General features: G+C 68.4%; 16 protein-coding genes. 8 read left to right on the top strand and 8 right to left on the bottom strand.

The window, feature by feature from the left end; translation table 11 throughout:
* Window positions 1-162: 162 nt before the first annotated feature.
* Window positions 163-459: a YciI-like protein gene (locus BLV92_RS09515; protein ID WP_090544373.1), complete on the top strand. Its 297-nt coding sequence runs from the start codon at window positions 163-165 to the stop codon at window positions 457-459.
* Window positions 460-556: 97 nt separating this feature from the next.
* Here the strand turns inward: BLV92_RS09515 and BLV92_RS09510 are convergent, their stop codons facing one another.
* The 4 genes from BLV92_RS09510 to BLV92_RS09495 form a co-directional block, all read right to left on the bottom strand.
* The gene (locus BLV92_RS09510) at window positions 557-1,216 is read right to left on the bottom strand and encodes a phosphoribosyltransferase (protein ID WP_090544371.1); all 660 of its coding nucleotides are present in this window, start codon (window positions 1,214-1,216) and stop codon (window positions 557-559) included.
* A 117-nt stretch (window positions 1,217-1,333) separates the two neighbouring features.
* Window positions 1,334-2,053 carry an amino acid ABC transporter permease gene (locus BLV92_RS09505; protein ID WP_090546959.1) on the bottom strand — a complete coding sequence of 240 codons (720 nt, stop codon included), beginning with the start codon at window positions 2,051-2,053 and terminating at the stop codon, window positions 1,334-1,336.
* A 1-nt stretch (window position 2,054) separates the two neighbouring features.
* Window positions 2,055-2,780, bottom strand: a complete 726-nt coding sequence (locus BLV92_RS09500) for an amino acid ABC transporter permease (protein ID WP_090544369.1) — start codon at window positions 2,778-2,780, stop codon at window positions 2,055-2,057.
* A 126-nt stretch (window positions 2,781-2,906) separates the two neighbouring features.
* Complete coding sequence (locus tag BLV92_RS09495; protein WP_090544367.1) at window positions 2,907-3,719, bottom strand: ABC transporter substrate-binding protein; 813 nt, start codon at window positions 3,717-3,719, stop codon at window positions 2,907-2,909.
* 237 nt (window positions 3,720-3,956) lie between these two features.
* On the opposite strand from BLV92_RS09495, the gene BLV92_RS09490 reads away from it, so the two are divergent.
* Window positions 3,957-4,178, top strand: a complete 222-nt coding sequence (locus BLV92_RS09490) for a hypothetical protein (protein ID WP_090544365.1) — start codon at window positions 3,957-3,959, stop codon at window positions 4,176-4,178.
* Between the two features lie 41 nt (window positions 4,179-4,219).
* Here BLV92_RS09490 and BLV92_RS09485 read toward each other — a convergent pair whose 3' ends face one another.
* Together BLV92_RS09485 and soxC are read right to left on the bottom strand one after the other, a co-directional pair.
* Entirely contained in the window at window positions 4,220-4,777 is a 558-nt protein-coding gene (locus tag BLV92_RS09485; protein ID WP_090544363.1) for a c-type cytochrome, read from the bottom strand.
* Window positions 4,770-5,990, bottom strand: coding sequence for a sulfite dehydrogenase (soxC, locus tag BLV92_RS09480; RefSeq protein WP_090544361.1), 1,221 nt, complete (start codon window positions 5,988-5,990; stop codon window positions 4,770-4,772). The genes BLV92_RS09485 and soxC overlap by 8 nt, the downstream gene beginning before the upstream one ends.
* Before the next feature lie 738 nt (window positions 5,991-6,728).
* Here soxC and BLV92_RS09475 point away from each other — a divergent pair.
* Together BLV92_RS09475 and BLV92_RS09470 are read left to right on the top strand one after the other, a co-directional pair.
* On the top strand, window positions 6,729-7,715 hold the full coding sequence (locus BLV92_RS09475; RefSeq protein WP_373681824.1) for an alpha/beta fold hydrolase: 987 nt from the start codon (window positions 6,729-6,731) through the stop codon (window positions 7,713-7,715).
* Between the two features lie 213 nt (window positions 7,716-7,928).
* The gene (locus BLV92_RS09470) at window positions 7,929-8,246 is read left to right on the top strand and encodes a YnfA family protein (protein ID WP_090544357.1); all 318 of its coding nucleotides are present in this window, start codon (window positions 7,929-7,931) and stop codon (window positions 8,244-8,246) included.
* Window positions 8,247-8,264: 18 nt separating this feature from the next.
* Here the strand turns inward: BLV92_RS09470 and BLV92_RS09465 are convergent, their stop codons facing one another.
* The gene (locus BLV92_RS09465) at window positions 8,265-8,708 is read right to left on the bottom strand and encodes a thioesterase family protein (protein WP_090544356.1); all 444 of its coding nucleotides are present in this window, start codon (window positions 8,706-8,708) and stop codon (window positions 8,265-8,267) included.
* 120 nt (window positions 8,709-8,828) lie between these two features.
* Window positions 8,829-9,635, bottom strand: a complete 807-nt coding sequence (locus BLV92_RS09460) for a PAS domain-containing transcriptional regulator (RefSeq protein ID WP_090544353.1) — start codon at window positions 9,633-9,635, stop codon at window positions 8,829-8,831.
* Window positions 9,636-9,837: 202 nt separating this feature from the next.
* Here BLV92_RS09460 and BLV92_RS09455 point away from each other — a divergent pair, with 202 nt between their 5' ends.
* From BLV92_RS09455 to BLV92_RS09440, 4 genes are read left to right on the top strand one after another with little or no spacing between them, the layout of a single operon-like run.
* Window positions 9,838-10,704, top strand: a complete 867-nt coding sequence (locus BLV92_RS09455; RefSeq protein ID WP_090544351.1) for an FAD binding domain-containing protein — start codon at window positions 9,838-9,840, stop codon at window positions 10,702-10,704.
* A 21-nt stretch (window positions 10,705-10,725) separates the two neighbouring features.
* The gene (locus tag BLV92_RS09450) at window positions 10,726-11,259 is read left to right on the top strand and encodes a (2Fe-2S)-binding protein (protein ID WP_090544349.1); all 534 of its coding nucleotides are present in this window, start codon (window positions 10,726-10,728) and stop codon (window positions 11,257-11,259) included.
* A gap of 16 nt (window positions 11,260-11,275) precedes the next feature.
* Entirely contained in the window at window positions 11,276-13,699 is a 2,424-nt protein-coding gene (locus tag BLV92_RS09445; RefSeq protein WP_090544347.1) for an aerobic carbon-monoxide dehydrogenase large subunit, read from the top strand.
* Window positions 13,700-13,717: 18 nt separating this feature from the next.
* Entirely contained in the window at window positions 13,718-14,380 is a 663-nt protein-coding gene (locus tag BLV92_RS09440) for an SRPBCC family protein (RefSeq protein ID WP_090544345.1), read from the top strand.
* Window positions 14,381-14,406 lie beyond the last annotated feature (26 nt).

Here is a 14,406-nt window from a genome sequence, read left to right as displayed (position 1 = left end):
TTATGGCAAAGCCGTATTCAAAACGGGGCGGAAGCGGCTTCGGTTGACAGGGGTTGTCCCGAGGCCGTATCGGGCGATTGCCCGGGGCTGCCGCGAATGTCGCCAATCGCGCGGCGGTATCATCGTGACGATCGCCAACCGACCCGGCGACGAGGAGGCCTGATGCACTACCTGTTGATGTACGAAGTGTCCGACGACTACCTGGCGCGCCGCGGCGATTACCGCGACGAGCATCTCGCGTATGCGTGGGCGGCGGCGGAGCGCGGCGAACTGCTGCTCGCGGGCGCGCTCGCCGATCCGGTCGACGGCGCGGTGCTGCTGTTCGAAGGCGGCTCGCCGGCGGCGGCGGAAGCATTCGCACGCGAGGATCCGTACGTGAAGGCCGGGCTGATCTCGCATTGGCGCGTGCGGTTGTGGCGGACGGTCGTCGGCCCGCACGCGGCGAATCCATTGCGATAGTTGCGATGGCGCGCGATAACTCACGCACAGGCGGCGCGCGTCCGGTCGCCCGCGCCGCCGCATGGCGACGCGCGACGCATGCGCCGCATGCGCTGTTTCAACCCGCGCAGCGCCGGCCCGCGGCCCGCTCCAGCAGTTCGTTCACCTCGCCGTCGCTGGTCTGCTCGAAGTCGCGATAGAACTGTCCGACGCTCATGAAGTTCGGCGGCATCTGCACGCAGACGAGTTCGTCGACCGCGTCGCCGACCCGGCGCGGCCCGTCGGCAGGGGCCACGGGCAACGCCGCGACGATCCGCGCGGGCCGCAGCGGCGCGAGCGCCAGCGCGGCCGCCTTTAGCGCCGCGCCGGTCGCCATCCCGTCGTCGACGACGATCGCGATCCTTCCCGCGACCGGCGCCAGCGCCCGCCCGCCGCGATAAAGCGCCTCGCGCCGCGCGAGTTCTTCGCGCGCCTTCTCCAGTTCCTCGTCCAGCCGGGAAGGCGCGATGCCCGATTCGCGGACCATCCGATGATCGATGTATTGCGCGCCGTTCGACGACAGCGCGCCGAGCGCCAGTTCCGGCTGCCACGGCATACGGACCTTGCACACCGGCAGCACGTCGAGCGGCGCGCCGAGCGCGGCGGCGACCTCGAACGCGACCGGCACGCCGCCTCTCGGCAGTCCGAGCACGACGACGTCGTCGCGGCCGGCCCATGCGCCCAGACGTTCCGCGAGCTGCCGGCCGGCGTCGCGGCGATCGATGAACAGGCGTTCCATCCGCGTCTCCGGTGCCCAACGAGGCATTCCAGTGTGCCACGCGCCGCGCCGGATCGCGTGGCCTGGCGGAACGGGATCACACCATGTCGCGGAGCCGTGTGTCGCGCTCAATCGCGCTCAATCGCCCGCGGCTCGCGCGAGCGCGCCGGTCCGCGCGGCAGGCCGCCGCGCGCGGCCGAGCCAGTATTTCGCGGTGCGGTCGAGCGCGGTGCACAGCACGAGGTACAGGAACCCGACGAACAGGAAGATCGGGATCGGATAGATCATCAGCCGGTTGTTCACCTGGGTCGCGACGAACGACAGTTCGCCCACGCCGACGATGTACGCGAGCGACGTGTCCTTCACGAGCGACACCCACTGGTTCACGAACGACGGCGCCATGATCCGGATCGCCTGCGGCAGCACCACGTAGCGCAGCGCGTCGAAGCGCGTGAAGCCGAGCGACAGCCCGGCCTGCCACTGCGCGTCGCCGACCGCGCGAATCCCCGCGTGGACCGAATGCGCGAGATACGCGCCGCCGATCAGCGACAGCGCGCAGACGACCGTCGCGAGCCCCGGCACGTCGATGTGGAAGATCATCGGCAGCAGGAAGTACGTCCAGAAGATCAGCATGATCACCGGAATCGCGCGGAAGAAGCCGATCGCGAGCAGCAGCGGCACGCGGGCGAACGGGCCGGCCAGCGCGAGCGCGACGCCGAGTCCGAGCCCGAGCACGCCGGACACGATCGCGGACGTCAACGCCAGCACCAGCGTCAGCGCCGCGCCGCCGAGCGGCCCTTCGGGGAACGGGCCGACCAGCAGGTACGGCAGGTTGTTGACGAACAGTTGCCAGGGCATGTCAGCGCCTCGCGAGCGAACGGTCGCGCGCATGCGCGAGCACGTGCGACACGGCCTCGATCACCGCGACCGCGCCGATGTACAGCACGGTCGCGACGCCGAACGCCTCGAATGTCTTGAACGTTTCGGTCTCGACCTGGCGCGACGCATACGACAGTTCCGCCAGCCCGATCGCCATCGTCAGCGACGAGTTCTTCACGAGGTTCATGTACTGGCCGAACAGCGGCGGCAGCGAGATGCGCACCGCCTGCGGCAGCACGACGTGGCGGAACGTCTGCAACGGCGTGAGCCCGAGCGCGAACGCGGCGTGCCGCTGCCCGGCCGGGACCCCGGCGATCCCCGCGCGAAACTCCTCCGCGACGAACGCGGCGGTGTAGCACGCGAGGCCGATGAACCCCGCGACGAATTCGAACGACGGCCAGCGCAGCGACCAGCCGCCGACGTGGATCACGTGCACGGCGTTGAGCCATTGCATCGCGGTTTCGGGCAGCAGCGTCGCCGCGCCGAAATACCAGAACAGCAGTTGCACGAGCAGCGGCGTGTTGCGAAACGCGACGACATACGCGGCGACCGCATGGCGCGCGACGCGCCAGCGCGCATCGCCGGCGAGCGCGAGCACGAAGCCGCCGAACGTCGCGGCAACCCCCGCGCACGACGCGAGGCCGACCGTGACGCCGAACCCCTGCCACAGCCACAGCAAATATCTGGGAGCGAGCCAATCCTGCATCGTCTGAATTCCGGTCGAATCGGGAACGCTAAAGAAAGCGCGAAAACGGCAACGGGCACGCGTCGCGTGCCCGTCGTGGCGGAGCGCCGCGCGGCGGCTCTCCAGCGGCTCAAGCGGGGATCCGCATCAGACCTTGTCGCCGATCCTGAACAGGCGCGGCAGCGGCGTTTTCGTCTGCGGGCCGAACCAGCGGTTGTAGATCGTCACCGCCGAGCCGTCCGCTTCCAGGCCGCGCAGCGTGTCGTTCACGAACGAGGTCAGGCGCGGCTCGCCCTTCGGGATGCCGACGCCCATGTAGTCCTTCGTGATCGAGAACGCCGGAATCTCGTAGTTCTGCCGATCCGGCACGTTCGCGAGCAGGCCGACGAGCTTCGGGCCGTCCTGGGTGATCGCCTGCACGTTGCCCGTGCGCAGCGCCGCGAACGCGAACGGGGTGTCGTCGTACGCGACGAGCGTCGCCTGCGGGAACTGGTCGCGCACCGCGATCTCGTTCGTCGTGCCCTTGTCGACGCCGATGCGCAGCCCGTTGATCTGGTCCGGCGACTTCAGCACGCCTTTTTTCGCGAGGAACTGCTGGCCCGACGAGAAATACGGGATGCTGAAATCGACCTGCTTCGCGCGTTCGTCGGTGATCGTGAAGTTCGCGAGCACCAGATCGACCTTCCTCGACGTGAGGAACGGAATGCGGTTCGCCGGGTTCGTCGGCTGCAGTTCGAGCTTCACGCCGAGCTTGTCCGCGAGCGCCTTCGCATAATCGACGTCGAGGCCGACGATGTGGTTCGTCGCGGGATCGACGAAACCGAACGGCGGGTTGCTGTCGAACGTCGCGACGCGCAGCACGCCGGCTTTCCGGATGTCGTCGAGGCGGTCGGCGTGCGCGACGCCGGAGATCGCGGCCGTCAATGCGACGAGCCACGTAGCGAGAGTCCTGAGTTTCATGAGGCGAGCCTGTGGTATCCGTGATGTGTTGCGAATGTCGTTATCGGCGCCGCGGCCCGGCCGCGGCACAGGCGCCAACTTAGCAGCCGGGTCGGACACGACGAACCAATAAATCGTCCGGTGAAAAGCGCGGTTCGTGCTAAGCGCGCGGTGATTTGCATACGCGGATTTGTCGCTTGGCCGCGTGCGAGAGCGTGACTACGATGGCAAGACCCCAGTCCCGACCAGGTCTTCATCATGTCCGAATCCGCCTGTTTCAAACCGCGCGTCATCGAACCCGTCAGCGACCGTCAGCCGGACGGGCTCGGCCTCGCGATCGAACTGTGGCTGGCGCGTCCGATCGACGGCATCGCGGGGCAGTCGCTGCGGATTCATCTGCGCAGCGGCGCGCGCATGGAACAGGCCGAAAGGCTGCGCGACCTGCTGCACGAGGTCGGCGTCGATATCGTCGTCGCGTAGCGCATCGATCCGCGCCGCATCGCGCGACGGCGCTCGAAGCACTACAGCGCGCCCGGCCGCGGGTCCGCCACGAAGCCGTCGCGGTTCGGCATCTTCACCTTCGGCAGCGACTTCGCGTCGAGCCGCGTCGAGTCCGGCACCACGCCGTTCAGATACAGCAGATACGCGCTGACCGCATACACGTCGTCGGCGGACAGCGACTGCGGCGCGTTGTACGGCATCGCGCGGCGGATGTAGTCGAACAGCGTCGTCGCATACGGCCAGTAGCTGCCGACCGTCTTCAGCGGCTTGTCGGCGGCGAGCGTGCCGCGCCCGCCGACGAGCGGGTCGCCGACGCCGCCCTGGCCCATCGCGCCGTGGCACATCGCGCACTTCGCGGCGAACACGTCCTTGCCGTGCGCGACGTCGCCGGCCCCGGCGGGCAGCCCGTGGCCGTCCGGCGCGACGTCGATGTTCCAGCCGGCGAGCGCCGCCTCGGTGACCGGCGCGCCGATGCCGTAACCCGCCCATGCGTGCGTCGCATACAGCGCCGGGAGCAGGGCGGCAACGGCGGCGAAGCGCGCCCGTTGGCGGATAAGGCGGATAAGCGGTTTACGCATTGCGCACCTCGCCATCGGCGCCGACACGCCAGCTCTGGATGCCGTTGTAGTGGTACATCGTGTTCACGCCGCGCGCGGCGACCAGCGCCTCGCGGGTTGGCTGCACGTAGCCGGTCTCGTCGGTCGCGCGGCTTTGCAGTTGCGCCGGGCCGCCGTCCCATTGCCAGTCCGCTTCGAAGCGCGTCAGCGCGCGGTCGTGGACCGGGCCGGCGAGACGCGCGGCGCGCCACGTGCGGCCGCCGTCCGCGGACACCTCCACGCGCTCGATCCTGCCACGCCCGGACCATGCGAGCCCGCTGATCGCGTAATAACCGCGCGTCGTCAGCCGGTGGCCCGGCGACGGCCGCGTGATGACCGACTTCGCGTCCATCTCGAACACGAACTGCCGCGCGCAGCCGTCGGGCAGCAGGCTCGTGTATTTCGACGTTTCCTCGCGCGTCATCTCCGGCGCGCGGATCAGCTTCAGACGCCGCAGCCACTTCACATGCGTGTTGCCTTCGAAGCCCGGCACGAAGAGCCGCAGCGGATAACCGTTCTCGGGCCGCAGCCGCTCGCCGTTCTGCGCATAGACGACGAGCGCGCGTTCGAGGATGCGGTCGAGCGGCAGGCTGCGCGTCATCGCCGCGCCGTCCGCGCCCTCGGCCAGCAGCCATTGCGCGGACGGAGCGATGCCGGTTTCGTCGAGCAGCGTCGACAGCCGCACGCCGGTCCATTCGCAGCACGACAGCAGCCCGTGCGTGTACTGGATCGGCAGGCCGCTCGGCCCGCGCCATTCGCTGCCGGTGTTGCCCGAGCATTCGAGGAAATGCACGCGCGATTCGGACGGCAGCCGCAGCAAGTCGTCGATCGTGAACAGCAGCGGCTGCTTCACGAGGCCGTGAACCGCGAGCCGGTGCTGGTCCGGGTCGATCTTCGGCACGCCCGCGTGATGCCGCTCGTACACGAGGCCGTTCGGCGTGATGCTGCCGACGAGGTCCGCGAGCGGCGTCATCGACGAGCCGGAGCCGGGCAGCGCGGGCGGACGCGCGGCGCGGCGGATTACGTCGTGCTCGGCCTGCGCGGGCAAGCCGTACGGCGACGCGAGCAGCGGCTCGCCGGGCGTCAGCGTCCACGGTTCGGGGGAGAGCAGCGTGGCGCGCGGATCGGCGGCCGCTGCGAGCGCGGGTTTCAACGCGGGCGCGAGCAGCGCGCCGCCCGCGAGGCCGCCGAGCATCCGGCGGCGGCGCGGCGAGGCGGGAGTGGGCGCGGCAACAGAAGCGGGAGTCGAAGGCGCGGCGGCGTGTTCGCGATGCCGTTCGCGTGATGGCGCGCGCTTCATGAACGCCCCCGCGTTGCAAACGGCAACACGCTGCGGACGAACATCCGCGCTGCGTGCAACGAAACGCGCGTGCGCGGCACGATCGTGCGTGCGGATGCAGCGGCGCCGGCATCGGCGGCTTGCGCGCGAAGGCCGGCCGCATCGCGATGCAGAACGGCGGCGCACAGAAATGGAACGGGCAATGAAAGCGTCACGATCGGCCTTTATCGTTGCGACGGTTGCGACGGAATTCGTCCGACTTCGTCCGACTTCGCCGGACAGCGGGCTATCGTAGCAACGGGCCGTCGCGCCGCTAAATGATCGATTGATCTATTCATTGCAGCGCGCGGCACAACGACGGGGCAACGAACGGCATCGCATCCGGATGCCGCGCCGCGATGGCGACCCTCGCGGCGCGTTCGCGCCGGCAGCGGTCGTCAAAGTTTCGCACGCACTGCGCGCGCGTCGCCTAGAATGCGGTGAGGGCAGCACGGGCGGCGACGCATCGGCAAACCGCCGCCCGCCGCGACCGGTGGCCGATTCGTCCAGTCTGCCCGATGCAACGATGCATCGTTCGCGGACGGTCCATGCGGACGGCATCGCATCCGCCGTCCCGGTCGCAACCCGCGTTCGCGCGAACGCAAGCCGCACCGCATCCGCGCGGACGTCGCGCAGGTCGTTACCCCAGCAGCGACGCAACGAAAGCGCAGCACGCGACGCCCGCGTCGCCCCCACTCCCGAAGTCCCGATGTTTCCACCGCCGCCGGCCGGTCCGCCGCGACTGGCCGGTATTCCATGCGTCAACAAGGAGAGCATTCGATGTCAACGATCACTACCCAGGATGGCACGTCGATCTTCTACCGCGACTGGGGCGCCGGCCGCCCGGTCGTGTTTTCGCACGGCTGGCCGCTGAGTGGAGATGCCTGGGATCCCCAACTTCAGTTCATGCTGCTGAACGGCTTTCGCGTGATCGCGCACGACCGGCGCGGACACGGCCGCTCGGGCCAGCCGTCGAACGGCAACGACATGGACACCTATGCGGACGATCTCGCCGCGGTGCTCGACCACCTCGACGTGAAGGACGCGATGCTGGTCGGCCACTCGACCGGCGGCGGCGAGGTCGCGCATTATCTGGGCCGCCACGGCTCGAAGCGCGTGGCGAAGGCGGTGCTGATCGGCGCGGTGCCGCCGCTGATGCTGAAGACCGAGGCGAACCCCGGCGGCCTGCCGCTCGACGTGTTCGACGGCATCCGCAAGGGCGTCGCGGACAACCGCTCGCAGTTCTACAAGGATCTCGCGATGCCGTTCTTCGGCTTCAACCGGCCGGGCGCGAAGGTGTCGCAAGGCACGATCGACGCGTTCTGGGCGCAGGGGATGGCCGGCGGCATCCATGGCCACTATCTGTGCATCCGCGAGTTCTCCGAGGTCGACTACACGGACGACCTGAAGAAGATCGACGTGCCGACGCTGATCCTGCACGGCGACGACGACCAGATCGTGCCGATCGACGCGGCGGGCCGCGCGTCCGCGAAGATCGTCAAGGACGCGACGCTGAAGGTCTATGCGGGCGGCGCGCACGGGATGTGCGTCGTCGAGGCCGACAAGGTGAACGCGGACCTGCTCGCGTTCGCGAACAGCTAGGCGCGGCAACCGTCGCGAGGAGCGGCGTCCGCTTCGCCTCGCGACGCAGCGAAGCGGCGCAGGCCCGTGCGTGCGTGCGGCGCTTCGTTTCGATGGGTGCCGGTTTGCGGCGGACCCGCACGCGCTTCACGGCGCGCGGCGGGTTTTTGCGCACGGCGGCGGCTGCGGTAACATGGCCGCCCGTCCGCGCCCAACCGTGCCCCCCGCCGCCCGATGAAGACCTTGCTGCTGTTCGTCGCCACCGCGCTTGCCGAGATCGTCGGCTGTTATCTGCCGTACCGCTGGTTGCGCGAGGGCGCGAGTTTCTGGCTGCTGGTTCCGGCCGCCGTATCGCTCGCGCTGTTCGCGTGGCTGCTCACGCTGCACCCGAGCGCCGCCGGGCGCACCTACGCCGCGTATGGCGGCGTGTACATCTGCGTCGCGATCTTCTGGCTGTGGGCGGTCGAATCGATCCGGCCGACCGGCTGGGATCTCGCCGGCATCGCGTTCGCGCTGACCGGCATGGCGCTGATCGCGTTCCAGCCGCGCTGACCGATGTGCTGAGGTTTTTCAACCGACCCAGTTCACGCGCGGAAACCGGCTGCTGAACGTCTCGGGCATCGGCACGACCTTCTTCGCGCCGTAGTCGAAGAACACGAAACCCGACTTCGCCATCGCGACGAGCACGCCGTCGGCCGGCCGCGTGATGCGGAAGATGATGTCGCCGCCGTAGCGGTTGAAGTCCATCAGCCCGACCTCGAACAGCAACTGGTCGCGCGCATGCGCTTCCGCGCGATAGGTCGTCGCGAGATCGGTGACGATGATGCCGGTGCGCGAATCCGGCTGCTCCTCGACGCCCGAGTCGTACAGGAAACGGGCGCGCGCCTCCGAAATCATCGAGATCATCGAGTCGTTGCCCAGATGATTCGCGAAGTTGATGTCGGTGATCCGCACGGTCAGGTGCGTCGAGTAGCAATACTGGTCTTCGGGGAACTGCAGGTGGATGCGGGCCATGGCGGAAGCGGGTGCGCGAAACGGGGAGAGGCGCCGCCGCGCATGCGGTGCTGCGGCGCAGCGGTGTCCGCGATTGTAGCGTCGATGCGCGCCCGCGCGCCGCGAGGCCGCCGCCGCGCGTCAGATCACGCCGAGCAGTTCCTTCAGTTGAGCGGCTTTCGCGCGGCTGACCGGCACCGCGGTGCGCTCCGCGTCGTCCATCACGAGATTCACGCTTTCTTCCGACTTCACGAGTTCGACCGCATACGGCAGGCTGACGATGTGGCTGCGATGCACGCGCAGATAAATGCTGCTGTCGAGCCGCAGTTCGAGGTCCGCAAGCGACAGGTTCGAGAGGTAACGGTCGTCGCGCGTGACGATCGTCGTGTAGTGGCCGTCGCCCTGGAAACGCACGATGTCCTTCAGGTCGATCAGGATCACGCGGTTCTTGCGGTACACCGGAATCTTGAAGAGCCGCCGCGGCGTCGCCGCGTCGCCGGCCGGCGTCTGCGCGGCCGGTTCGGTCGTCAGGTCGGTCACGTCGTAGAAGATCATGCAGGTGCCGCACGCGCCGCGCATGTCCGCCATGCCGGACACCTTGATCATCAGGATGCGGTCCGGGATGTTGATCATCATCGCGACCGGCGGCGGCGACTTCACCGGGCAGCCGCCCGCGTCGCGCGACTGCAGCAGGAAACGCAGCTTGTCGCGGCTCTTTTCCGGATGCAGTTGCACGACGTCGATGCCGAACAGCTTGTCCTGCGCGACGCCGAGCGACTGCTCGCCGGCCGGCCCGAGAATCTGCAATGCGACGTCGTTGAATGCGGTCACGCGCCCCTGCGCGTCGAGCCACACGACCCCTGGGTTGAACTGCTCCAGACGATGCTGGAAAGTCTCGGCGCGGCGGGCGTCGGGAGTCGTCGGGACGGTGGGCGCGAACGGCTTCATCCAGGGTTTCCTCTGATGCGCGGCGGGCATGGCAGCGCGCGAAACGGGCGAGGGCAGTGCGTCCGTTGTACGGCTTTTCCCGGTTTCGCGCAAGTTTTCCGGGTGCCGGCGCAACCAGCCCGCCGTTCGCGAAAACACGTTGAATTGCTGCGACGCATTGTGAAATCCTCGACCGCAGGAGGATGACAACAAGGAGACCGGTGTGATCCCTCGTCCATTCGAATATCACGCGCCGAACACGCTGCCCGAGGCGCTCGCGCTGCTCGGCGCGCATGGCGACGCCGCCAAGCTGCTCGCCGGCGGACACAGCCTGCTGCCGATGATGAAGCTGCGTTTCGCGCAGCCCGAACACCTGATCGATCTCGGCAAGCTATCCGAACTGAAAGGCATCCGCGACGACGGCGGAACGCTGTGGATCGGCGCGATGACGACCGAGAACGAACTGATCTGGTCCACGCTGCTGCAGGAAAAATGCCCGCTGCTGGTCGAAGGCGCGCGGCAGATTTCCGACCCGCAGGTGCGCTATCGCGGCACGCTCGGCGGCGACCTCTCGCACGGCGACCCCGGCAACGACCATCCCGCGCTCGCGATCGCGCTCGACGCGTCGTTCGTGCTGCAAGGCGAGCACGGCGAACGCGTGCTGCCGGCGGACGGCTTTTTCGTCGGCACCTATGCGACGCTGATGGAGCCGGGCGAGATCATGACCGGCATCCGCATTCCGGTGCCGCCCGCCGGCACCGGTTATTGCTACGCGAAGCTCAAGCGCAAGACCGGCGACTTCGCGACCGCGGCGGCGGCCGTCACGCTGCGAATCGAACGGGGCAGCGTCGCGCACGCGCGGATTGCGCTGACCAATGTCGGCGACGCCGCGATCCATGCGACCGACGCCGAACAGGCGCTGCTCGGCAAGCCGCTCGACGACGCCGCGATCACGGCAGCGGCGCGGCTCGCGATGGCCGCCTGCGACCCGGTCGCCGACCTGCGCGGCGACCCGGACTACAAGCGCGCGATGGCCGGCGAGATGACGCGCCGCGCGTTGCGCACCGCGTATGACCGCGCGGCCCACTAGCACCGATCGGGAGAACACGAGATGAGCAACAGGACGATGGTGTCGTTCACGCTGAACGGCGGTCAGGTCGACGTGGTCGTCGAGCCGCGCGAACTGCTGATCCATACGCTGCGCGAGAAGTGCCAGCACACCGGCCCGCACATCGGCTGCGAGACGTCGCACTGCGGCGCGTGCACGGTCGATTTCAACGGCATGTCGGTGAAATCGTGCACGCTGCTGACCGTGCAGGCCGAAGGCGCGCAGGTGACGACGGTCGAAGGGCTCGCGCAGGGCGGCGAACTGCACGCGCTGCAGGAAGGCTTCATGCAGGAACACGGGTTGCAGTGCGGCTTCTGTACGCCGGGCATGCTGATGCGCGCATATCGGCTGCTACAGGAAAACCCCAACCCGACCGAAGAGGAAATCCGCTACTGGATGGCGGGGAACCTGTGCCGCTGCACCGGCTACCAGAACATCGTGAAGGCCGTGCAATACGCGTCGCGCAAGCTGCGCGGCGAAGCGCCCGAGACCTCGCATCCGCTGATCGAAGCGGCCGCGACGGCCGATGCGCACTGACGCCGGGAGACACGCCATGGGCAATCTCGACGCCAATCTTGCACCGAATCTCGAACGCCTGGCCGCGCTCGAAGGCATGGGCTGCTCGCGCAAGCGCCGCGAGGACCCGCGTTTCATCCAGGGCAAGGGCACCTACGTCGACGACGTGAAAATGCCGGGCATGCTGTTCGGCGTGATGGTGCGCAGCCCGTATGCACACGCGCGGATCAGGCGCATCGACAAGTCGCGCGCGCTCGCGTTTCCGGGCGTGCACGCGGTGCTCACCGCCGACGACCTGAAACCGCTGAAGCTGCACTGGATGCCGACGCTCGCCGGCGACGTGCAGGCGGTGCTCGCGGACGAAAAGGTCTGCTTCCAGAACCAGGAAGTCGCGTTCGTCGTCGCGAACGACCGCTACGTGGCCGCCGACGCGGCCGAACTCGTCGAGGTCGAATACGAGGAACTGCCGGCCGTCGTCGATCCGTTCGCCGCGCTCGAACCGGATGCGCCGGTGATCCGCGACGACATCCGCGACAAGGACACCGGCGCGCATGGCAAGCGCCGCCATCCGAACCACATCTTCACGTGGACGATGGGCGACCGCGACAAGACCGACCGGATGTTCGAGACGGCCGACGTGACCGTCAGGCAGGACATGCTGTATCCGCGCGTGCATCCGTGTCCGCTCGAAACCTGCGGCTGCGTCGCGTCGTTCGACAAGGTGCGCGGCGACCTGACCGTGTACATCACGTCGCAGGCGCCGCACGTCGTGCGCACCGTGGTCGGGCTGCTGTCGTCGATTCCCGAATCGAAGATCCGCATCATCTCGCCGGACATCGGCGGCGGTTTCGGCAACAAGGTCGGCGTATATCCGGGTTACGTGACGTCGATCGTCGCGTCGATCGTGCTCGGGCGGCCGGTCAAGTGGATCGAGTCGCGCAACGAGAACCTGTCCAGCACCGCGTTCGCGCGCGACTATCACATGACCGGCGAACTCGCCGCCGACAACGACGGCCGCATCAAGGCGCTGCGCGTGAACGTGGTCGCCGACCACGGCGCGTTCGACGCGTGCGCGGACCCGACGAAGTGGCCGGCCGGCATGTTCCATGTGTGCACCGGCTCGTATGCGATCCCGAACGCGTTCGTGTCGGTGGACGGCGTGTACACGAACAAGTTTCCGGGCGGCGTCGCGTACCGCTGCTCGTTCCGCGTGACCGAGGCGGTGTATCTGATCGAGCGGATGATGGACGTGCTCGCGCAGAAGCTCGGCATCGACAAGGCGGAACTGCGGCTGCGCAACTTCATCCGCAAGGAGCAGTTCCCGTACACGACGCCGCTCGGCCTCGAATACGACTCCGGCGACTACGAACCCGCGCTGCGCAAGGTGCTCGCGGCGGTCGACTACGACGGGCTGCGCGCGGAGCAGGCGCAGCGCCGCATGGACCCGGACGCCGAATGGCTGATGGGGATCGGCGTCGTGAACTTCACCGAGATCGTCGGCGCGGGGCCGTCGAAGATGTGCGACATCCTCGGCGTGGGCATGTTCGATTCGTGCGAGATCCGCGTGCATCCGGACGGCTCCGCGATCGCGCGGATGGGCACGATCACCCAGGGGCAAGGCCACCAGACCACCTATGCGCAGATCATCGCGTCGGAGGCCGGCATTCCCGCGTCGCAGATCGCGGTCGAGGAGGGCGACACGTCCACCGCGCCGTACGGGCTCGGCACCTACGGGTCGCGCTCGACGCCGGTGGCCGGCGCGGCCGTCGCGCGCGCGTCGCGCAAGATCCGCGAGAAGGCGCGCAGGATCGCCGCGCATCTGCTCGAAGCGAGCCCCGACGACGTCGAATTCGATCTGGACCGCTTCGTGCTGAAGGGCGCGCCGGACCAGTTCAAGACCGTGAAGGAAGTGGCGTGGGCCGCGTACAACAACGTGCCCGAAGGTCTTGAAATGGGCCTCGAAGCGGTCGACTACTACGACCCGCCGAACTTCACGTTCCCGTTCGGCGCGTATGTGTGCGTGCTCGACGTGAACCGCTACACCGGCGAGATCCGCGTGCGCCGCTTCTACGCGCTCGACGACTGCGGCACGCGGATCAACCCGATGATCATCGAGGGACAGATTCACGGCGGGCTGACCGAGGGTTTCGCGGTCGCGCTCGGCCAGGAACTGCCGTACGATGAATCAGGCAACCTGCTCGGCGCAACGCTGCTCGACTACTTCGTGCCGACCGCCGTCGAAACCCCGCACTGGGAGACCGACTACACGGTGACGCCGTCGCCGCATCATCCGATCGGCGCGAAGGGCGTCGCGGAATCGCCGCACGTCGGCTCGATTCCGTGCTTCACGTCCGCCGTCGTCGATGCGTTCGCGCACCTCGGCGTCACGCACATGAACATGCCGCACAACGCGTATCGGGTGTGGCAGCAATGCCGCGAGCTGGGCCTCGCGCGGGCCTGAGGCGGCGAGGACAAAACCATGAAAGTCGTACTCGACAAGCTGTTTCCGCTCACGGCGAGCGCCGACGACGCATGGCGGCTGATGCAGGACATCGAGGCCGTCGCCGGCTGCATGCCGGGCGCGAAGGTCACCGAACGCATCGACGACACGCATTACAAAGGCACGATCACCGTGCGGCTCGGGCCGGCGACGATGTCGTTCAAGGGCGACATCGAAGTGCTCGCGCTCGACGCCGCGTCGCGCAGCCTGCATCTCGCGGGTAAAGGCACCGACGCGACCGGCGGCTCGGCCGCGACGATGGACCTGAACGCGTCGGTGCGGCCGGCGGGCGAAGGGGCGTGCGAACTGACCGGCAAGAGCGAGGTGACGATGAGCGGCAAGGCCGCCGCGCTCGGCGGGCGGCTGATGGGACCGGTATCCGAGCAGATGCTGAAGCAGTTCGTCGCGAACTTCTCCGCGCAACTGGACGCGGTGAACGCGCAGCGCGCGGCGGCTTCGGCCGCATCGCCCGCGGCATCCGCGCAGACCGAAGGCGGCGACGATCCGGCCACCGCGACCGCTGGCCCCGCGCTTGTTCCGATGCAGGCCCCGCCGAAAAACGCGGAGCTGAACGGCTTCGCGTTCGCGTGGGCGGTGTTCCGCGACTGGCTGCGCGGGCTGTTCTCGCGCAAGACCGCGTGACGATCGCGACGGACGACTAACGGAGC

The sequence above is a fragment of the Paraburkholderia caballeronis genome, from assembly GCF_900104845.1.
In the GTDB taxonomy this organism is placed as follows: Bacteria; Pseudomonadota; Gammaproteobacteria; order Burkholderiales; family Burkholderiaceae; genus Paraburkholderia; species Paraburkholderia caballeronis.
The sequence above is the reverse complement of the archived record's forward strand: the minus strand, read 5'-3'. Positions and strand labels throughout refer to the sequence as shown.